General features: G+C 72.7%; 12 protein-coding genes and 22 pseudogenes. 25 read left to right on the top strand and 9 right to left on the bottom strand.

The window, feature by feature from the left end:
* Nucleotides 1-7: 7 nt before the first annotated feature.
* The 7 pseudogenes from UK94_RS01265 to UK94_RS36485 form a co-directional block, all read left to right on the top strand.
* Nucleotides 8-944: pseudogene (locus UK94_RS01265) on the top strand (LLM class flavin-dependent oxidoreductase); the annotation flags it as partial.
* 90 nt (nt 945-1,034) lie between these two features.
* Nucleotides 1,035-1,230: pseudogene (locus tag UK94_RS36455) on the top strand (F420-dependent methylene-tetrahydromethanopterin reductase); the annotation flags it as partial.
* A 27-nt stretch (nt 1,231-1,257) separates the two neighbouring features.
* Nucleotides 1,258-1,325 (top strand): annotated as a pseudogene (locus UK94_RS36465) (hypothetical protein); the annotation flags it as partial.
* 1 nt (nt 1,326) lies between these two features.
* Nucleotides 1,327-1,691 (top strand): annotated as a pseudogene (locus tag UK94_RS36470) (LLM class flavin-dependent oxidoreductase); the annotation flags it as partial.
* A gap of 1 nt (nt 1,692) precedes the next feature.
* Nucleotides 1,693-2,012 (top strand): annotated as a pseudogene (locus tag UK94_RS36475) (LLM class flavin-dependent oxidoreductase); the annotation flags it as partial.
* A gap of 1 nt (nt 2,013) precedes the next feature.
* Nucleotides 2,014-2,156 (top strand): annotated as a pseudogene (locus UK94_RS36480) (F420-dependent methylene-tetrahydromethanopterin reductase); the annotation flags it as partial.
* Between the two features lies 1 nt (nt 2,157).
* A pseudogene (locus UK94_RS36485) lies at nt 2,158-2,381 on the top strand (F420-dependent methylene-tetrahydromethanopterin reductase); the annotation flags it as partial.
* A 225-nt stretch (nt 2,382-2,606) separates the two neighbouring features.
* Here UK94_RS36485 and UK94_RS36490 read toward each other — a convergent pair.
* The 5 genes and pseudogenes from UK94_RS36490 to UK94_RS36510 all read right to left on the bottom strand — a co-directional run.
* Nucleotides 2,607-2,875, bottom strand: a pseudogene (locus UK94_RS36490) (phosphotransferase); the annotation flags it as partial.
* Between the two features lies 1 nt (nt 2,876).
* Nucleotides 2,877-3,613 (bottom strand): annotated as a pseudogene (locus tag UK94_RS01275) (phosphotransferase family protein); the annotation flags it as partial.
* The coding region (locus UK94_RS36495; protein ID WP_268761162.1) for an acyl-CoA dehydrogenase family protein at nt 3,610-3,946 on the bottom strand (337 nt) is incomplete at its 5' end. The pseudogene UK94_RS01275 and the gene UK94_RS36495, both read right to left, overlap by 4 nt.
* Before the next feature lie 47 nt (nt 3,947-3,993).
* A pseudogene (locus tag UK94_RS36505) lies at nt 3,994-4,348 on the bottom strand (acyl-CoA dehydrogenase family protein); the annotation flags it as partial.
* 1 nt (nt 4,349) lies between these two features.
* Nucleotides 4,350-4,824, bottom strand: a pseudogene (locus UK94_RS36510) (acyl-CoA dehydrogenase family protein); the annotation flags it as partial.
* A 231-nt stretch (nt 4,825-5,055) separates the two neighbouring features.
* Here UK94_RS36510 and UK94_RS72555 point away from each other — a divergent pair.
* Nucleotides 5,056-5,163 (top strand): TetR family transcriptional regulator (locus tag UK94_RS72555; protein ID WP_268761181.1); only part of this gene is annotated, 108 nt, incomplete at its 3' end.
* Nucleotide 5,164: 1 nt separating this feature from the next.
* Nucleotides 5,165-5,646 (top strand): annotated as a pseudogene (locus tag UK94_RS01285) (TetR/AcrR family transcriptional regulator); the annotation flags it as partial.
* A 44-nt stretch (nt 5,647-5,690) separates the two neighbouring features.
* Here the strand turns inward: UK94_RS01285 and UK94_RS36515 are convergent.
* Nucleotides 5,691-6,583 (bottom strand): AMP-binding protein (locus UK94_RS36515; protein WP_235486059.1); only part of this gene is annotated, 893 nt, incomplete at its 5' end.
* 1 nt (nt 6,584) lies between these two features.
* Nucleotides 6,585-7,397 (bottom strand): annotated as a pseudogene (locus UK94_RS36520) (AMP-binding protein); the annotation flags it as partial.
* Nucleotides 7,398-8,027: 630 nt separating this feature from the next.
* On the opposite strand from UK94_RS36520, the pseudogene UK94_RS36525 reads away from it, so the two are divergent.
* From UK94_RS36525 to UK94_RS01310, 8 genes and pseudogenes are all read left to right on the top strand, one after another.
* Nucleotides 8,028-8,145 (top strand): annotated as a pseudogene (locus tag UK94_RS36525) (amidohydrolase); the annotation flags it as partial.
* Between the two features lies 1 nt (nt 8,146).
* Nucleotides 8,147-8,375 (top strand): annotated as a pseudogene (locus UK94_RS36530) (amidohydrolase); the annotation flags it as partial.
* Nucleotides 8,376-8,417: 42 nt separating this feature from the next.
* Nucleotides 8,418-8,825, top strand: a pseudogene (locus tag UK94_RS36535) (amidohydrolase family protein); the annotation flags it as partial.
* Nucleotides 8,822-8,924: hypothetical protein (locus UK94_RS36540; protein WP_235486192.1), on the top strand; the 103-nt coding region annotated here is incomplete at its 3' end. The pseudogene UK94_RS36535 and the gene UK94_RS36540, both read left to right, overlap by 4 nt.
* 1 nt (nt 8,925) lies before the next feature.
* Nucleotides 8,926-9,477, top strand: a pseudogene (locus UK94_RS36545) (thiolase); the annotation flags it as partial.
* Between the two features lie 537 nt (nt 9,478-10,014).
* The coding region (locus tag UK94_RS36550; protein WP_235486061.1) for a zinc ribbon domain-containing protein at nt 10,015-10,254 on the top strand (240 nt) is incomplete at its 3' end.
* 1 nt (nt 10,255) lies between these two features.
* A pseudogene (locus tag UK94_RS36555) lies at nt 10,256-10,417 on the top strand (OB-fold domain-containing protein); the annotation flags it as partial.
* A gap of 111 nt (nt 10,418-10,528) precedes the next feature.
* A complete protein-coding gene (locus UK94_RS01310; RefSeq protein ID WP_011605990.1) occupies nt 10,529-11,215 on the top strand; it encodes an FCD domain-containing protein in 687 nt (228 codons plus the stop codon).
* A 69-nt stretch (nt 11,216-11,284) separates the two neighbouring features.
* Here the strand turns inward: UK94_RS01310 and UK94_RS36560 are convergent.
* On the bottom strand, nt 11,285-11,674 hold a 390-nt coding region (locus tag UK94_RS36560; protein WP_235486063.1), incomplete at its 5' end, for an LLM class flavin-dependent oxidoreductase.
* A 1-nt stretch (nt 11,675) separates the two neighbouring features.
* A pseudogene (locus UK94_RS75675) lies at nt 11,676-12,634 on the bottom strand (LLM class flavin-dependent oxidoreductase); the annotation flags it as partial.
* Between UK94_RS75675 and UK94_RS01320 the strand changes: the two are divergent.
* The 8 genes and pseudogenes from UK94_RS01320 to UK94_RS01340 form a co-directional block, all read left to right on the top strand.
* A partial coding sequence (locus UK94_RS01320; protein ID WP_235486065.1) for an acyl-CoA dehydrogenase family protein occupies nt 12,580-13,557 on the top strand: 978 nt, incomplete at its 3' end. The pseudogene UK94_RS75675 and the gene UK94_RS01320 sit on opposite strands and share 55 nt — an antisense overlap.
* A 1-nt stretch (nt 13,558) precedes the next feature.
* Nucleotides 13,559-13,815, top strand: a pseudogene (locus tag UK94_RS36570) (isovaleryl-CoA dehydrogenase); the annotation flags it as partial.
* A gap of 28 nt (nt 13,816-13,843) precedes the next feature.
* On the top strand, nt 13,844-15,077 hold a 1,234-nt coding region (locus UK94_RS01325), incomplete at its 3' end, for an acyl-CoA dehydrogenase family protein (protein WP_235486194.1).
* Between the two features lie 339 nt (nt 15,078-15,416).
* Nucleotides 15,417-16,922 carry a fatty acid--CoA ligase family protein gene (locus UK94_RS01330; RefSeq protein WP_268761182.1) on the top strand — a complete coding sequence of 502 codons (1,506 nt, stop codon included), beginning with the start codon at nt 15,417-15,419 and terminating at the stop codon, nt 16,920-16,922.
* The coding region (locus tag UK94_RS36575; protein WP_235486067.1) for an acyl-CoA dehydrogenase family protein at nt 16,897-17,213 on the top strand (317 nt) is incomplete at its 3' end. The genes UK94_RS01330 and UK94_RS36575, both read left to right, overlap by 26 nt.
* Nucleotide 17,214: 1 nt before the next feature.
* Nucleotides 17,215-17,394: pseudogene (locus tag UK94_RS36580) on the top strand (acyl-CoA dehydrogenase family protein); the annotation flags it as partial.
* A gap of 1 nt (nt 17,395) precedes the next feature.
* Nucleotides 17,396-18,044: pseudogene (locus tag UK94_RS36585) on the top strand (acyl-CoA dehydrogenase family protein); the annotation flags it as partial.
* Between the two features lie 66 nt (nt 18,045-18,110).
* Nucleotides 18,111-19,298, top strand: coding sequence for an acyl-CoA dehydrogenase family protein (locus UK94_RS01340; protein ID WP_011605983.1), 1,188 nt, complete (start codon nt 18,111-18,113; stop codon nt 19,296-19,298).
* The last annotated feature ends 46 nt before the right edge of the window (nt 19,299-19,344 follow it).

Raw genomic sequence — 19,344 nt, forward strand, 5'->3', positions numbered from 1 at the left:
GGATCGNCCTTGTCCCCTCGATCGTTGCCGGGCACACCGAGCCCTTCCACATCTCCAAGGCGATCGCGACGCTGGACTACGTCAGCTCCGGGCGGGGCGGGGTCCGGGTGCGGGCCGGTACCGGCGGGGCCGAGGCCGCCCTGTTCGGCCGGCGAGCGATTCCCGGGATCGCGCTGACGGAGCTGGAGCGGCCCGAGGTCGTCGAGCTGATCACCGAGCTGTTCGACGAGGCGGCCGACTATGTCGAGGTCGTGCGCCGGCTGTGGGACAGCTGGGAGGACGACGCCGAGATCCGGGATGTCGCCACCGGTCGGTTCGTCGACCGGGACAAGCTGCACTACATCGACTTCGAGGGACGCTGGTTCAGCGTGCGCGGGCCCTCGATCGTGCCCCGCCCGCCGCAGGGCCAGCCGCCGGTGACCGTCCTCGGCCACGCCACGGTGCCCTACCGGCTCGGAGCGCGCCAGGGCGACGTCGTCTACGTGACGCCTCGCGACGCCGACGACGCCCGCCGGATCGTCGAGGAGATCCGGGCCGAGCAGGACGCGGCCGGCCGGGGCGACGAGACCGTGCACGTGTTCGCCGATCTGGTCGTCCACCTCGCCGACTCGGCGGCGCAGGCCGCCGACAACCGTGCCCGGCTCGACGAGTGGGCCGGCGCACCCCAGGGCAGCGATGCGCTCATCGTCGCCGGTACCCCCGCCGAACTCGCCGATCTCCTGCTCGACTGGCAGCCGGCCGGCCTGTCGGGCTTCCGGCTGCGTCCGGCGGCCATCCCGCACGACCTGGAAGGCATCACCCGGGGGCTCGTCGGCGAGCTCCAGTCCCGTGGGGCGTTCCGCACCGCCTACGAGGCCGCCACGCTGCGGGGCCTGCTCGGCCTGCCCCGACCCGCCAACCGCTACGCCGCGGCCGCCGCCAGCACCCCCACCGCCGCCGTCTAGCCCGACGCAGCCGTCCAGCCCGCCGCCGTCCAGTTCGCCGCCGGCAGAGCCGGCAGCCGGCAGCCCTGCACACACCAGCGGAGGACCTCCATGAGCAGGCCGACCAAGCAGATCCACCTGGCGGCGCACTTCCCCGGGGTGAACAACACGACGGTGTGGAGCGACCCCGCGGCGGGCAGCCAGATCGAGTTCAGCTCGTTCGCCCACCTCGCCCGAGCGGCCGAGCGCGCCAAGTTCGACTTCTTCTTTCTGGCCGAGGGCCTGCGCCTGCGCGAACAGAACGGCCNCATCCACGACCTGGACGTCGTCGGGNGGCCCGACACGTTCACCGTGCTGGCCGCGATCGCGGCGGTCACCGACCGTCTGGGGCTCGCCGGCACCNTCAACTCCACCTTCAACGAGCCTTACGAGGTCGCCCGGCAGTTCGCCAGCCTCGACCACCTCTCCGCGGGGCGGGCCGCGTGGAACGTCGTCACGTCCTGGGACGCCTTCACCGGGGAGAACTTCCGCCGCGGCGGCTACCTCGCAGAGCAGGATCGCTACGAGCGGGCCCGACGCTTCCTGCACACGGCCTGGGAGCTGTTCGACTCCTGGCGCGGCGACGAGATCGTCGCGGACAAGGACACCGGGCAGTTCCTGCGTGAGCCACGGCCGGGAACGTTCGCCCACCACGACGACTTCTTCGACATCAGCGGACAGTTCAACGTCCCGCGCAGCCCGCAGGGCCGGCCGGTGATCTTCCAGGCCNGCGACTCCGAGGCCGGCCGGGAGTTCGCCGCCTCCTCGGCGGATGCGATCTTCAGTCGGCACAGCACGTTCGAGGATGGCCAGGCGTTCTACGCCGACATCAAGGGCCGGCTCGCCAAGTTCGGCCGTCGGCCCGAGCAGTTGGTGGTCCTGCCGGCGGCGACGTTCGTCCTCGGCGACACCGACGCCGAGGCGCGCGAGCGGGCCGAGTTGATCCGCCACCAGCAGGTCAGCGGGGCGACGGCGATCCTGTTCGCAGAGCAGTTGTGGAACCGCGACCTGTCGGCCTACGACCCGGACGGGCCGGTCCCCGACGTCGACNCGCTGCCCGGGGAGAACACGATCTCCAAGGGGCGCGCCAGCGTGCGGATGTTCGACGACCGGCTGGCCACGGCGCGTCGCTGGCGCGAGCTGGGCGAGGCGAAGAAGCTGTCGCTGCGCGAGGTGGTCATCGAGGTCACCGGGNGGCAGTCCTTCATCGGCTCGGCGGCCACGGTCGCCGAAACCATCAATCACTTCGTCCAGGAGGACGCCAGCGACGGCTTCATCCTCGTCCCGCACATCGTCCCGGGCGGCCTGGACGAGTTCGCCGATCAGGTCGTGCCGCTGCTGCAGGAGCGAGGCGTCTTCCGCTCCGAGTACACCGGCACGACCCTGCGCGAGCATCTCGGCCTGGAGCTGCCCGGCTGAGCCGGCGAGGGGCGGTGAAAGCACCGGCTCCGGTGAAGNCGTTCCGGTCGGGCCGGCACCCACCCGCGCCGGTACCCACCCGCGCCAGCCCCGGGCCGGGCCGGCCCCGGGCCCGGATCGGATCAGCCGGCGAGTACGCGCAGCCCGCCCGCGGCGAGCGCTGGCACGGCCTGGCCGACAAGGTCGAAACCCTCACCGACGGTGTTGCCGGNGAGATGCCGGGCNTGGATGCCCTCGGCGATCACCACCAGCTTGAAGTAGCCGAGCGCCAGGTAGAAGTCCATGTTCACGATGTCACGGCCGGACTCCCGCGCGTAGATCTCGATCATCTCGTCCCCGCCGGGCATCCGGTCGCTGGCCGCGGCCGCCGAGCCGCCGAGGACGGGATCGAAGTCCGGGTCGCGGTAGACGACGGTGAGCCCCAGGTCGGCCAGCGGGTCGCCGAGGGTCGCCATCTCCCAGTCCAGCAGGGCCCGCACGGCACCGATGTCGTCNGGGTCCAACACGAAGTTGTCGATGCGGGCGTCGCCGTGCACGATCGACGCGTCACTCTCCGCCGGTACCGCGGCGTCCAGCCGGGCGTGCAGCGCGTCGAGGTCGGGCAGCGACCGGGTCCGCACCCGCTCCCACTGACCCCACCAGCGGTCGACCTGACGGCGCAGGTAGCCCGCGGGCCGGCCGAACCGCTCCAGCCCGACGGCGCGGTAGTCCACGGCGTGCAGCCGGGCAAGGGTGCGCAGCAGGTTCTCGGCACAGCGGCGCACGTCGGCGTCGGAGTAGGGGGCCAGGTCCGCCCGGCTGCGCAGGACCACCCCGTCGACCAGGGAGACCATCGCGAACGGCACCCCAAGCACGGCGAGGTCGTCGCAGTAGGCGACCGCCTCGGCCACGGGGATCGGGGTCTCACGCAGCGCGGCCACCACCCGGTACTCGCGTTGCATGTCGTGCGCCGAGGGCGTCAGGTTGCCCAACGGGGGCCGGCGCAACGCCCAGTGCGCGGCGTCATCCCACACGCGGTAGGTCAGGTTCGACCGGCCGCCGCTGAGCAGAGTGGCGCGCAGCGGCCCGGCTCGGCCGGGGACGGTGGCATCGAGGAAGGCGGACAGCGCGGCCAGGTCCAGGCCTGGCGGGGAGACCAGCCCCTCCTGCCCGGCGCCGGCGCCGGCGTCGGTCGGTGTGGCGGCCGTGACCGGCCCGGGGACGGCGGCGGGCGGCGGGTCGAGCGGGGTCATGATGCCGACTCCAGGGCGCCGGTCGCCTTCAGCCGCTCCTTGACCGCGCGCCGGGCGAGCGCCCAGCGGTGGGTCTCCGACGCTCCGTCGTAGATGCGGAAGGCGCGGACCTCGTTGAGGTAGCGGCCCAGCAGCAGCTCGCCGGAGACGCCGGCGGCGCCACAGAGCTGGATGGCCCGGTCGACCACCCGCCAGACCGCCTCGGCGACGAACGTCTTGGTCATCGCGGTGGACTGCGCCGCGCGCTGTCCCTGGTCGAGCTCCCAGCAGGCCTGCAGGATGAGGCTGCGGGAGGCGGCGATGTCGATCTCCGAGTCGGCGATCATCTGCTGCNCCATGCNGAGCTCGGTGAGCTTGGAGCCGAACAGCCGGCGCTCGGNGATCCGGTCGATGGCGATGTCCTGGGCGCGGCGGGCGATGCCGAGCCAGCGCATGCAGTGCGTCATCCGGGCCGGGCCGAGGCGCACCTGTGCGTAGGCGAAGCCCTGGTCGAGCTCGCCGAGGATCGCCGAGTCCGGCACCACGCAGTTGTCGAAGATCACCTCGCAGTGGCCGCCGATCATGGCCTGGTCGAGGGTGTCGATGTGCCGGACGACCTTCAGCCCGGGATTGTCGGCGTCGACGACGAACATGGTGGCGCCACCGACAGTGCCGACCGTGCCGGAGGTCCGGGCGAAGCAGATCGCGTAGGCCGCGCCGTCCGCGCCGGTGGAGAACCACTTGTGGCCGTCGATGNGCCAGCCGTCGTCGACCCGGACGGCGGTCGTCGACAGCGCCGCCGGATCCGAGCCGGCCCCGGGCGCCGGCTCCGTCATCGCGAAGAACGACCGGACCTCGCCGCTGGCGAGCGGACGCAGATACCGCTCCTTCTGCTCGTCGGTCGCGATGATCTCGAGCATGTGCATGTTGCCCTCGTCGGGCGCGGAGAGGTTCAGCGCCAGCGGCCCGAACAGGGAGTAGCCGGCGGCCTCGAACACGGGCGCCCGCGCCGTCATGCCGAGCCCGAGGCCGCCGTACTCCTGGGAGACGTGCGGGGCGAACAGCCCGGCGTCGCGGGCCGCCGCCTGCAGCCGCGCGCGCAGCGCCTCTCCACCGGCGGAGACCACGCCGGCGTACCGCTCCTCCTCCGGGATCACGACGTCGCGGACGAAGGCAGCCGTGCGTTCGACGAGGTCGACGACCTCTGGCGGCTGTGAAAAGTCAATGGCCATGCGATCTCCCGCCTCGGTGCGAGCGCCGGCCCCCGCGGGGGCGGGTCGGCTGGAAGGGCTAATGCTCAGTAGCCTTGATAGCAGGGGTGGCGGCGATCCGCCAGCGTTGAGAGAAAATCCTCCCTGCTACCATGCACATGGTGCGGGGAGTCGTCCGCATGCGCGCGGCTACCGTTTCCTAGCCGCGACGAGTGTCGTGGGCGGGGATGCATGAGTGGATCGGACCGAGNGGTGCTGGCGCGACCGCAGCTCACCCCGCGCGGGCGGGCGATCCGCGACGCGGCGCTGAAGCTGTTCGCCGAACGCGGCTACGAGGCGACCACCACGACCGAGATCGGCNCGGCGGTCGGCATCCGGGGTCCGAGCCTGTACAAGCACGTGAGCTCCAAGCAGGACCTGCTCGCCGCGATCATGCTGGACGCGATGGACACCCTGCACGACGTCCACGCCCTCGCCGTCGCCGGTGTCGACGACGTCGCGGACCGGCTGCGTCGCGCCGTGGAGGCCCACGTGCGTTTCCACACCCGCCACCGCCTGGAGGCCTTCGTCGGCAACCGGGAGATCCGCAGTCTCGACGAGGCCAACCGGGCGGTGGTCGTCGCCCGGCGCAGCAGCTACGAGCGGCTCATCCGAGGGCTGATCGAGGAGGGTGTCGCCGCCTCCCGATTCCACGTGGCCTCGGTCAAGCTCGCCTCCTACGCTCTGCTCGACCTCGGGATGGGTGTCGCCGCCTGGTACCGCGAGGACGGCGACCTGAGCGAGGACGAGATCGTCTACACCTACGGTCGGTTCGCGCTCACCCTCGTCGGCGTGGCCGGCTGACCGCCACGACGCGGGGGCGACCGCGGCGCTCGACCAGCGACGCGTCAGCCGCCCGCCGATCCGTCTGGACCGCCCGTTCCGGCGAGGTGGTGGGACCCGCCGGCATGCAGGCCGGCGCGCAGCTCGTGCTTGCGGACCTTGCCCGCCGCGGTCCGCGGCAGATCGGTGACGAGCACGAGTCGTTCCGGGGTCTTCTGTCTCGCGGCGCCGGCGGCGGCGAAGTGCGCCCGCACCTCGTCAAGGTCGAGGACCGATCCCGGCCGCGGCAGGACGAAGACGCAGACGCGCTCGCCGGTGCGGTCGTCCGGTTCGGCCACGGCGGCCGCCTCCGCCACGGCCGGGTGGGTCATGAGCAGGTCCTCGACCTCCTTGGAGGAGACGTTCTCCCCGTTGCGGACGATGATGTCCTTGATGCGATCCGTGATCGTCAGGTAGCCGTTGCCGTCGACCCGGCCGATGTCGCCGGTGCGCAGCCAGCCGTCGGCGGTGAACGCGGTCGCGTTGAGCGCCGGATCGCGGTAGCCGGCGAACTGCTCCGGGCCGCGCGTGACGATCTCGCCCTCCTCGCCGGGGCCGAGGTCGTGGCCGGCGGGGTCGAGGATGCGTACCTCGCTGCCCGGCATCACCCGGCCGTCCGTGGCGGCCCGCCGGTCGAGCGGGTCGGCCGCGCTGCCCGAGCTGATCGTCGGATGTTCGCTGGAACCGTAGGCGCGGTAGGCGCTGACGCCGGCACGATCGGCTCGCTCGACGAGCGTGGGAGACACGCTCGCCCCGCCGACGAGGAAGTCGCGCAGCGGGCCGAGGCCGCGGCCGTCGCGCTGTGCCGCATCGAGTAGCGCGCTCAGGTGAAACGGCACCCCCGCGGACGCGGTCACGCCGTGCGCGTGGACGAGTTCGATCGCCTCCGCCGCGTCGAACCGTTCGAGGAAGACGGTCGNCAGCCCGTCGACGAGGGTTCGTAGCAGCACGCTCAGCCCGGCGATGTGGCCGGGCGGGAAGAGGTCGAGGTAGCCGAAGTCGGGTTGGCCCGCGCGCAGGCTGCGCATCGAGGCGACCTCCGCGGCGACGGAGCGGTGGGTGTGGGTGACACCCTTGGGTGCCGCAGTCGTCCCCGAGGTGTAGACGAGCACGGCGACCTCGTCGAGCGGGCGGGCGCACGGCGTCAGCGGCGGGGCCAGTTCGAGCTCCTGCCAGGGCACGGCGTCGGCCGGTGGCGTGCCGCTGTCGGTGCTGTCGGTGCTGTCGGTGACGGTGACGATGTGGCGCAGTGCCGGCAGCCCGCCTGGTGCCCCGCGCAGGTTGGCGATCTCCGCCGCCCGCGCTGCGGGCAGGATGATCGCGCTCGCACCCGACTGTCGCAGGATGAAGGCGACCTCGCGGATCCCGTAGATGGGCACGATCGGTAGCAGCACCGCCCCCCGTAGCAGCACCGCGGCGTGCGCGATCGCGCTCTCCACGCGGCTGGTCAGCTGGAGCGCGACGACGTCCGCCGGGCCGATCCCGCGCGCGGCGAGGCCGCCGGCGACCCGCGCGGCCCGCTCGTACAGCGTGGCCAGATCCGTGGTGAGGGTGTCAACCGGACTGCGGAAGACCAGCCGGGTACCCGGCTGGTCCGCCGCGCCCTGGTGCAGCAGCGCGGCGAGCGAAAGCGGCGCAGTCTCGGGCACTGGCCGGACCGGCGGGTGGGCAGGTCCCGCGTTCTCCAGGTTCACCGGCGCTCCTAGGGTCGGCAGGAGTATGGCGGCCGCCACACCGAGGAAGATATACCTAGTTCACTAGGAGTGGGTGGCTGTCGCGGGAGCAGCTCGGCGTCGTGGTGTGGCGCGCGGCCTGCGCCGGCCCGATGCCCATGATCCGGTGACCGGATCCGTGGAGTCGGGGCTCCGGGCGGCTGGCACTTGCCTGCGGTTCTTTCAGGTATCTAAAGTAACCATGTCAACTGAGTCGCCATCGATGCCATCGAGTTCCGTGTCATCGAGTCCGGCGACGGCACGCGGTCCGAGCAGCAGGCGACCGGCTGCGCGGCGCAACCCATGCGGAGGCAGGACGACATGGCAAAGATCTGGGCGAACTCCGGCGACTNACACTTCCTGGAGCCCGACGACCTGTGGCGGTCGAACCTGCCGCCGCGACTGGCCGAGCTCGTGCCGAGGGCGGTGAAGGACCCCGACGGCACCTACGAGACCGTCTACGTCGACGGCCAGTCCTTCCGGCGCAAGCTGCCGAACGTACAGGCCCAGGAGTTCCTCGACGAGAGCAGCCGGGCGCCCGGCGCGCGGGATGCGACCCTGCGCCTGGCCGACCTCGACACCGAGGGCGTCTGGGGCGAGCTGGTGTTCCCGTCGCTGGGCCTGTGGAGCTCCTCGTTCCGCACCCCTGAGGTGCTGCGCGAGGCACTGCGGGTCAGCAACGACTGGGCGATTGAAGCGATCATGAAGGTCTCGCCGCGGCTGGTCCCGACCGCGCAGGTCTCCACGCTGCAGGTCGACGACGCGGTGGNCGAGCTGGAGCGCACCGCCGAGCTCGGCTACCGCGCGGTGTTCCTGCCGACCACCCCGCACCCGCTGGCCGACGACTGGAACCGTGACTCCTGGGAGCCGTTCTGGGCGGCGGCGGAGGCGGCGAACATGGTGCTCGCCTTCCACGTCGGCACCGATCCGATCGACATCGGCAGCCAGCAGGTCGGCGTCGTCTACCGCGGCCCCGGCGGCGCGGTGCTGAACTACACCNAGACCACGTTCTCCGGCCAGCGGGCCGCGATGAAGCTCGTNGCCTCGGGCGCGCTCGACCGGCACCCGGATCTGCGGATCCTCGTCGCCGAGGGCGGCGCGACCTGGGTGCCCTTCCTGGCCGATCGGATGACCGAGGGCTACCGCCAGCACCACATGGCGGTGCGGCCCAAGCTGAAGCGCAGCCCCAAGGAGATCCTCTACTCCCAGGTCTACGCCTCCTTCCAGCACGACGCCTCCGCGGTCGCCGCGCTGACCGGCATGGGCTACCGCAACGTCATGTGGGGCAGCGACTACCCGCACATGGAGGGCACGTTCGGCCACACCCAGGAGACGCTGCACGGGCTGTTCGACGGCGTGTCGGACGACGTCCGCAAGCGGATCACCATCGACACCTTCCTCGAGCTGTTCCCGGGTGTCGGTGAGCCGGCCGTGGCAGCGGCCGCGTGAGCGCATCGGGTCCGTTCGACACGGCGATCGTCGGTGTCGGCGCCACGCCGTACTACCGGCGCGGGGGCTCCGCCCCGCAGACCATCACCGAGCTCGCCGNCAAGGCGATCCTCGCCGCGTGCGAGGACGCCGGCCTGTCGGTCAGGGACATCGACGGCTTCGCCTACTACTCGGGGGCGGGCGCCGGCTACGGCCAGTCGATGGACACCGCCACGTTCATGGAGACCCTCGGCATCCCCGAGGTGACCTTCTCCGCCGCCCTCACCTCGGGGGGCGGCGGGTCGGCGGGGTCGATCGGCCTGGCCCGCGCGGCGATCCTCGCCGGGGACGCCACCGTCGTCGTCACCGTGATGGCGCTGCAGCAGGTCAAGCAGCGTCTCGGCACCGTCTTCGGCGCGGTCGCGCCGAGTCCGGAGAACTCCTTCCTGCAGCCGTCGGGCCTGGTCGGCCCGGGGCATCTGATGTCCGTGCTGGCGCGTCGGCACATGCACGACTACGGCACCCGGCGGGAGGCGTTCGCCGAGATCGCCCTGTCCAGCCGGGAGAACGCGCTCACCCGGCCCAAGGCGATCATGCGCACCCCGCTGACGCTGGACGACTACTTCAACGCCCGGATGATCGCCGATCCGCTGTGCCTGTTCGACTTCTGCCTNGAGACCGAGGGCGCCGTCGCGGTCCTCACGACCAGCGCGGAGCGGGCGAGGGACCTGCGGCGCACGCCCGTCGGCGTGGTCGCGGCGGCGCACGGCGGCGTGCGCGAGTGGGGCNGGGCGTTCGCCTGGTACGGGATGCCCGGCGAGTACTTCGCCTCCTCCGGGCACGCCCCGATCGCCCGGCGGCTCTACGACCGGNCCGGGATCACCCCCGACGACATCGACGTGGCGCTGATCTACGACCACTTCACCCCCATGGTCCTCATGCAGTTGGAGGACTACGGCTTCTGCAAGAAGGGGGAGGGCGGCCCGTTCGTCGAGTCCGGCGCGATCCGCTACAAGGGCGGCTCGATTCCGGTCAACACGCACGGCGGCCAGCTTTCCGAGGCCTACATCATCGGCATGACGCACATCGTGGAAGGCGTCGAACAGATCCGCGGCACCGCCGTGAACCAGGTGCCGGACGCGAAGCTCGCGCTGGTCACCGGCGGCCCGGCCGCCCTGCCGGTCAGCGGCCTGATCCTGGGACAGATGGCATGAGCACCCTGACGACGACCCTGCCGCCCGCCGGCATCCAGATCACCACCGACTCGGCGACCGAGCCGTTCTGGCAGGCGGCGAAGGAGAACCGGCTCGTCGCGCCGAAGTGCGCCGACTGCGGGACCTTCCGGCTGCCGCCCTCGCCGTTCTGCCCGACCTGCCAGTCACAGAACGTCGACTGGGTGACCCTGTCCGGACGGGCGACGGTGTACAGCTTCAGCATCGTCAACGGCGTGNCCGGCCAGCCGGGACTGACCCTGGCCGCCGCCGTCGTGGACCTGCCCGACGCACCGGGGGCGCGGTTGGTCAGCAACGTCGTCGACGCCGATCCGGACGCGGTCCGGATTGGGACGCCGCTCACCGTCGACTTCGTCGAGATCGCCGACGGCTGGAAACTGCNGGTGTTCCGGGTCGACTCCGCCGCCGAGGACGCGACCCTCTCAGGTACCTGAAAGTATTATGTCGCCTACGTCACGCGTGGGAGGGGGGCGCATGGAACGGGTGGCCGCGGTGAGTACCGCGTCGGCGGTCGCCCATGTGCTGCGCGAGGAGATTCTCAGCCGCCAGGATGGTGATCTCTACCTGGGGCAGGAGGACGAGCTGCTGGCCCGGTTCGGGGTCAGCCGGCCGTCGCTGCGCCAGGCCGTGCGGCTGCTACAGGCCGAGGGGATCCTGACCGTCCGCCGCGGCCACCACGGCGGGCTGTACGGGCAGCGGCCCGACGCGGCCGGTGTCGCCCACGTGGCCTCGGTGTTCCTGCGCACCCGGCGGGCCTCCCTCGCCGACATCAGCGCCACCTACACCCTGATCACCACGGAGTGTGCCCGGCTGGCCGCCCTCAACCCGGACGGGGTCGAACGCCGTCGGCTGCTGACCTTCGTCGAGCAGGCCGTCGGCGGCAACCAGCGTGACCATGCCCGGGCCCGGGTGCAGTGGGGGATCCTGCTCGCCGAGCTCGCGCGCAGTCCCACGCTGCAGTTGTTCGAGGACGTGCTCGGCTCGTTGTCGCGGTACCCGACCTCGCGGCCCCTCCTGCTGGACCCGGACAGCATCGCGCTGGCCTGCGAGCAGTGGCGGCAGGTCGCCGAGGCGGTCCGCGACGGTGACGCCGACACCGCCGCGGCGCTGTCCCGCGCGCACGGCGACGCGCGGGTCCGCTACATCCGCGACCTCCCCGAGGACCTCCTCGGCTGGTAGGGCTCCGGCGCCATCCGTGGTGGTCCGCGCCGAGGCGGCGGGCGCTCGCTCAGGCGGCCGGACGCTCGCTCAGGCGGCGACGGAGCTCATGAGACGTACCGCCGACTCGGCGTAACGGGCGCGGCGCCGGTCGCCGACCATGAAGGCCGGGCTGGACAGGAACGCGAGGTCGGGCAGCGCCTTGCGGGCCGCCAGGCGCTGGGCGGCCTCCTCGAGGTCGCCGCACACGGCGATCGCGTCAAGCATCTCGTCGCTGACGGCCGCGGCCATTCCCGGGATGTCCCCGGAGCGGAACGCGGTGCGGATCGCGGCCACCTCGTCGCCCCAGCCGTGCAGCTCGACGAGGGTGTCGTAGGTCTTCACCGTCAGGTAGAAGGCGATCTGGAGCCGGGCGTCGCGCCGTCCCCGCTCCGGGTCCTCCTCGTCGACGGCGGTGATGAGCCAGCCCCAGCGGCGCAGNGACTCCGGGTCCCGCCCGGCCGCGGTGGCGCCCTCGTGCAGGTTCGGACGGATCGTCTCCGTCCACCACCGGTCGGTGAAGATGCCGTGCCCGAGGACGCCGTCCGCGGTCCGCCCGGCGGCAGCCACCATCCGACGGTTGAACGAGCCGAGCAGGATCGGCACGTCGAGCCGGCCGAGGACGGGGGCGCGGATGTCGGCGTGGATCGGGTAGAACTCGCCGTCGTGCACCACGGGCCGACCGTTCTCCGCGGTCAGGTAGGCGCGGATCGCCCCGACGAGGTCCTCCATCCGCCGCACCGGCTCGCTGGCCGCGGTCGCGAACCACTCGGTGTTCATCCGGTAGGTGCCGGACCCGAGGCCGAGGAAGATCCGTCCGGGGGCACGCGCGGACAGATGTCGCAGCGCCGAGGCATGGACGAAGGGTGAGCGGGCGAACGCGTAGGCGATGCCCGGCCCGACCAGGGCCCGTCGGGTGGCGGCGACCATCTCGCCCGTCGCCAGGTAGGAGTTCGTGTCGGCGAACTCGCCGGCGCAGAAGGCGGTGGCTCCGGCCTGTTCGGCCAGCTCCGCGACCTGCGGGCCCGGCCAGGGAAGTCCCCACTGCACGTGTCGCCACCTCCGCCTCGGGAGCCCGGCGCCCCGGCGGCGCCGCGGACGCCACGGTGCCGATCGGCCGGTGAGTACCGTCGCTCCAGTTCTTGTCTTCCTCGCGAACTTAGTAAACCATGTAACCTTGCAGCGATGTCCAGGTGGCGGCGTCCGACGCCGCAGGCGAGACCCGTCGGAGCACCGGGCCCCGATGGGCGGGGTGTGGGCGACGAGCCCGGCCCGACCGACGAACAGGGCTCGCCGATGGACGCGGTCCGCCGATGGACGCGGTCCGCCGACGAGAAGGAGGCGCGGTGACAGCGGTCGAGATCGTTGACCGGCCCCGCCAGGGCGAGTTCCTCGGCCCACTGCGGGAGTTCCTGGCCGCTCACGCGGGCCCGCCGCCCCGTGGTGGCAGCGCGCGGCTCGCCTGGGCCCGCGCCTTCCACGCCGACCTGACCGACGCCGGGCTCGCGGCGCCGGGATGGCCGAGGGAGGTCGGCGGCATGGACCTCTCGCTGCCCGACCAGATCGCCTACCACCGGGAGATGACGAGGGCCCGGGCCCCCCGCCACCCGTGCGGCCTGTCGTTCATCGTGGCCCCGACCCTGATCCGGCATGGCACAGCCGCGCAGAAGGACCGCTTCCTGCGTCCGCTGCTGCGCGCGGACGAGTTCTGGTGCCAGGGCTTCTCGGAGCCCGGCGCCGGCAGCGAGCTCACGGCCCTGTCGACGAAGGCCGTGCGGGACGGCGACCACTACGTCGTCACCGGCCAGAAGGTGTGGACCAGCCAGGCGCACCTCGCGGACTGGATGTTCGCGCTGGTGCGCACCGGCGAACCGGGCCCGAAGGGGATCAGCTACCTGCTGCTGTCGATGACGTCGCCGGGGCTGACGGTGCGGCCGCTGCGGGACATCAGCGGGGGAACGCACTTCGCCGAGGTGTTCCTCGACGAGGTGCGCGTGCCGGTCGAGAATCTCGTCGGCCGGGAGAACGACGGCTGGTCGATCGCGCGCACGAGCCTGGGCCACGAGCGCGCCACCGCGTTCCTGTCGGACGAGTTCCGGTACCGACGGGTGGTCAGCGAGCTGATCGCGCTCGCCGCCGGCTCGCCGGCCGGGGACGACCCGGTGGTGCGCCAGGACCTCGCGCGGATGGAGGCCGGGGTGCGCATCCTCGCCTCGAACAGCCGCCGAGCCCTGGAGACGGTGCTCGCCGGGCGCGATCCCGGGCCCGCCTCCTCGGTCAACCGGCTGATGCGCGCGGAGTTCGACCAGCGCCTGCACGAGGTGNCCCTGCGGGTGATCGGCCCCGACGCGGTGCTCGGCAATCGCGAGCCGACCGCGCCCGAGGGCGGCCGGTGGACCTACGGGTACCTGATGAGCCGGTCGTCGACGATCGGCGCCGGCACTGCCGAGATCCAGCGCAACACGATCGCCGAGCGGGTGCTGGGGCTGCCCGCCCCCCCGCCGGCGCCGGGAGCCGGGCACCGGGCACCGGTGACGGGCCAGGACGGCGGCGCCGGGCGCCGCGCCGGGGGCGCGGGATGACCGCGGGACGACGAGGAGTGAGGTGACCGTGGACACCGCCGAGGCGGAGGGCGAGCTGCGCGACGCGCTGGCGCGGCTGCTACGCGAGCACTGCGACATCGAGCAGGTCAGGGGGATCGCGGCCGCGCCGGGCGGCTGGGACCGCGAGCTGTGGTCGGAGCTTGCGGCCATGGGAGTGGTGGGGCTCGCCGCCCCGCCGGAGCATGGCGGGGAGGGGGCGGGGCTGGCGCTGCTCGCCGTCGCCCAGGAGGAGCTGGGCCGCCGGTTGGCACCGGTGCCGCTGCTGTCCAGCGCGACCGCTCAGGCGGCGTTGCTCGCCGTCGTGGCGGGGGGCGCACCCGGGGCGACCGCCGCGGGCGCGCTGCTGCCGGCGATCGCGTCGGGCCGGTCGCCCGCGACCGTCGCGGTCGGGCGCACCGTCGACGGGTGGACGCCGCTGGCGACCGTGCGCGCCGAGGAGGCCGCCGGCGGGTGGCGGCTGACCGGGACGGCTCCCGTCGTCGCCGACGCCACCGCCGCGCGGGTACTGCTCGTCGCCGCCACGACCGGGACCGGTCCCGCGTTGTTCGCCGTCGACGTCCCCGCGCCGACCGGCGGCGGTGATGGTGATGGAGCCGGCGGCGGTGACGGTGCCCCCGGCGGTGATGGAGCCGCCGACGGCGGTGCCGGCGGTGCCGGCGGTGGCGGGGCAGTCGGCAGCCAGGGCGGCTTCGCGCAGGCCGTGGTGGGGGTCGAACCGCTCGACGTCCTCGATGCGACCCGCCCGCTCGCCCGAGTCACCCTGGACACGCCCGCGACCCTGCTCGCCGGGCCTGCCGCGTTTGCCGGGGTGCTCGCCGCCACCCGCCGGGTGGCGTTGACACTGCTGGCGGCCGAGGCGGTCGGGGTCTCGGTGTACTGCACCGAACTGGCCGTCGACTACGCCGGCATCCGGCACCAGTTCGGCCGTCCGATCGGCACCTACCAGGCGATCTCCCATCGCTGCGCCGACATGTTCGTCGGCACCGAGGCGGCTCGCGCCCTGGTCGCCGCCGCCGCGCAGGCCCTCGACGAGGCCGGGGGCCCGGCGGATGGGCCGGCGGACGCCGGTGAGCTGGACGTGGCGGTGGCCCTGGCCGCCGCCGAGGCACTTGACGCCGGGGTCGGCGCAGCCCAGGGCAGCCTTCAGGTGCACGGCGGGATCGGCTTCACCTGGGAGCACCCCGTGCATCACTACCTGCGCCGGGCGAAGTCGAGCGAGGCGTTGATCGCGGCGCCGGACCNGCTGCGCGAGCAGGCCGCGTCCCGGCTGGTCGCGGCCGCCCGACGCTGAGACGGCGCCGGCGCCGGCGCCCGGGTCGTACGACCGATCGACATCAATTCATTCAACCTAATAAACTCATCTAGCGGTAGCTTGGGCGAACGGGCCCTCTCGGCGGGTCTGCGGATCCGTCCGGAGCCCGCACCGATCTGCCCGGGCGGCAAGGAGCGATGATGCGGGACCCTGTGATCGAGGTCGTCGGACAACCCGGCCTCCCGCGTGCCCCTCTCGGGTCGGATGTCGTCGCCCGCGGCCACGCCCGATGACCGAGCCCGCCGACCTGCCGGGNCGCCTGCGCGCGTTGTGGCAGGCGCCCGACTCCGCCCCCGTCCTCCAGGTCGACGGCGCCTGGGTGTCCTGGGGGACCGTGCGCGCGCTCGCCGACGAGATCACCCGCAGCCTCGACGGGCTCGGCCTCGGTCGCGGCGCTCGGGTCGGCGTCCTGCTCGGGAACTGGCCCGAGTCCATCGCGGCGATCCTCGCAATTCTCGGTACCGAGCGCTGCCTGACGGTCTTCAACCCGCTGCAGCCGGCCGAGCGACTCGCCGGCGACCTGGAGCGGGCGACCCCGCCGGTGATGATCGTGCCGGTGCGGGCCTGGGCGTCCTCGGGGCTCGCGGAGCCGGTCGAACGGCTCGGCATCAGTCTTCTCCACACCTCGCCCGAGGGAATCGCGGTGGTGCGGGCCGGGCGTGCCGACGCCGCGGTCACCGCGGTCGACGCGCCGGGCGTCGCCGTCGAACTCACCACCTCGGGCACCACCGGCCCGCCCAAACGCATCCCGTTGACCTACCGTCAGCTCGAGGCGTCGGTCGGGTCCGCCCGGGGCCACATGAAGCCCGGCGGCGGCGAGCGATCCTGGTTCGAGGGCGGCGTGGCCATCGTCTCCGTGCCGCTGGTGCACATCGGGGGGTTGTGGGGGGCGCTGCAGGCCCTGAGCGACGCGCGGCGCATCGTGTTGCTGGAACGCTGGACCCTGGACCGGTGGCTCGACGTCATCCGCGAGCACCGGCCCCGCCTCGGCGCGCTGCCGCCGGCGGCACTGCGCACCCTGATGAACGCGGACGTGCCCGCCGAGGATCTCGCCAGTCTGCGGGCACTGACCTGCGGCACCGCCCCGGTGTCGCCCGACCTGGTCGACGCGGTGCTGGAGCGCTACGGCATCCACGTGCTCGGCGTGTACGGCGCGACCGAGTTCTCCGGCGCGGTGGCAGGCTGGTCGCTGCCGGACCACCGGCAGTGGTGGGCGAAGAAGCGGGGCAGCGTCGGGCGCGCCTTCCCCGGGGTGGGGCTGCGCGTCGTGGCGGAGGACGGCAAGGTGCTGCCGACGGGGTCCAGCGGACTGCTGGAGATCAGGACCGACCAGGCCGGTGCCCGGGCGAACGCGGACGGCTGGACCCGGACCAGCGACCTCGCGCACCTCGACGACGACGGTTTCCTCTACATCGAGGGTCGCGCCGACGACGTGATCATCCGAGGCGGTTTCAAGATCCGCCCGCTCACCGTCCGCGAGGTGCTGGAGGAGCATCCCGCGGTGGCCGAGGCGGCGGTGTTCGGCCTGCCCGACGAGCGCCTCGGCCAGGTGCCCGTCGCCGTCGTGGAGCTGGCGCCCGGCGCCGGGCCGATCGGCGAGCAGGAGCTGCGCGACTGGTGCCGGCCCCGGATGCTGCCCTACGAGGTGCCGGCGCGGGCGCTGACCGTGCCGGAGCTGCCCCGCGGAGTGTCCCAGAAGGTCAGCATGCCTGACCTGCTGGCGTTGTTCGCCGAGCAAGGAGACGACCGTGGAACGCGAGATCTTCGAGTATGAGCACCGGCAGTTCCGGGAGGTCGTCCGGGAGTTCGTCGCCCGCGAGATCACCCCGTATCACGCGGGGTGGGAGGCCGACGGGATCGTCGACCGCGCGGTGTTCGCCAAGGCCGCCAAGCACGGCGTCATCGGGTTCAACGTCGCCGAGGAGTTCGGCGGCGGCGGGGTCCGCGACTTCCGCTTCAACGCCGTCGTCGCCGAGGAGCTCGCGGCCGCGTTCGTCACCGGTCCGGGTTTCCTGCTGCACAACGACGTCGTCGGCTCCTACCTGAGCCGGCTGCCCGACGACGANCAGAAGGCGCGCTGGCTGCCCGGCTTCGCCTCCGGCGAGGCGATCTGGGCGATCGCGATGACCGAGCCGGGTGCCGGCAGCGACCTGCAGGGAATCCGGACACAGGCGGTGCGCGACGGGGACGACTGGCTCGTCTCCGGCGCCAAGACGTTCATCACGAACGGGATCCACTCCGACTACNTCATCGTCGTGGCGCGGACCGACCCGGCGGCGGGCAGCCGGGGCATCTCCCTGCTCGTCGTGGAGCGGGACATGCCCGGTTTCTCCCGCGGTCGCAATCTCGACAAGATCGGCCTGCACGCGCAGGACACCGCCGAGCTGTTCTTCGACGCCGTCCGGGTGCCCGCCCGCAACGTGCTGGGCAGGCTGGGCGGCGGCTTCGTCCACCTGATGGAGAACCTGCCCGAGGAGCGGCTGTCGATCGCGATCTCGGCGGTAGCCGGGGCCCGGGCGGTGTTCGACTCCACGCTGGAGTACACGAAGACCCGCACCGCCTTCGGCCAGCCGATCGGCGGCTTCCAGCACAGCCGCTTCCTGCTGGCCGAGCTCGCCACCGAGATCGACATCGCCCAGGTGTACATCGACCGTTGCCTGAAGGCGTCGTTCGAGGAGAAGCTCACCACCGTCGACGCCTCCAAGGCGAAGTGGTGGGCCACGGAGCTGCAGCAGAAGGTCGTCGACCGCTGCCTGCAACTGCACGGGGGGTACGGCTACATGACGGAGTACCGTACCCCGTCGCCAAGGCGTTCACGGATGCGCGCATTCAGACCATCTACGGCGGCACGACGGAGATCATGAAGGAGATCATCGGTCGTTCGCTGGGCGTGTGACGGCTCGGCTCAGACACACGGGCGGATTGCCGCCGCAGCCATCGTCCTCGGGTAGGAGCAGGAGTCATGGGCGTGGACTGGGGTTCGGGGACCGAACTCGGTGAGTTCCGGACGCAGGTGCGGGCGTTCATCGCCGGCCACGCGCCCGGGCGGCAGGCCAAGGCGGGGGTGCGCAGCCCCGAGACCGCCGAGGAGCTTGCGGAACTGCGGCGCTGGACTGCCGCGCTGTTCGAGGCAGGCTACCTGGGCGCTGACTGGCCGGTGGAGTTCGGTGGCGAGGCCGAGCACGACCCGCGCCGCGACGTCGTCGTCTCCGAGGAGATCGCCCGGGCGCGCGCGCCCATGCACTCCGGAGCGAACGGGCTCGCCGCCAGCGCGCTGATCCGCTACGGCACCGACGAGCAGAAGGCGAAGCTGCTGCCCGCCATCCGCTCCAACGAAGACCTGTGGTGCCAGCTTTTCAGCGAGCCCGATGCGGGCAGCGACCTGGGCGGGATGCGGACCCGCGCGGTCGCCGACGGCGACTCCTACGTCGTGACCGGGCAGAAGGTGTGGACCACCAACGGCCACTGGGCCAACCGCGGGTATCTGCTCGCCCGCACCAACCCGGACGTGCCCAAGCACAAGGGCATCACCGCGTTCGCGATCGACATGGACACCCCGGGCATCGACGTCCGGCCGCTGCGCGAGCTCACCGGCACCTCCGACTTCAACGAGGTGTTCTTCGATGGGGCACGCATCCCGGCCTCCGCCGTGATCGGCACGCCCGGGCAGGGCTGGATCGTCGCGAACGCGTCGCTGGCCGAGGAGCGCAACGGCGTCAGCGCCGCGGTCGTCGACCTCCAGCTCGCCTGGGAGGACCTCCACGCGCTCGCGCAGAAGATCGAGATCGAGGGTCGGCCGGCGCTGGAGCTGGCCGACATCCGCCAGCGCCTGGGGGCGTTGCGCGCCGAGATCCGCGCCTGTGCGCTGCTCGGGCAGTCCTCGTTCGCCCGCTGGCGGGTCGGCCGGGAACGGGTGATCGACGCCCCGGCGGGCAAGCTGTGGTTCAGCGAGCTCAACCTGCGGCTACACGAGTTCGCCGTGGACCTGCTCGGCGCGCGCGGCATCCTCACCGAGGGCGACGTCGAAGCGGTCGAGGGCGGCCGCTGGCAGGACGCCTATCTCTACGCCCGCGCGTACACGATCGCCGGCGGCAGCTCGGAGATCATGCGCAACCTCATCGCCGAACGCGCCCTCGGCCTGCCCCGCTAGCCCAACGACCTGCTGGCCCGACGACCTGCTGGCCCGACGACCTGCT

Origin of the sequence: Frankia sp. AvcI1 (genome assembly GCF_001420875.1) — a bacterium.
Classification (GTDB): Bacteria; Actinomycetota; Actinomycetes; order Frankiales; family Frankiaceae; genus Frankia; species Frankia alni.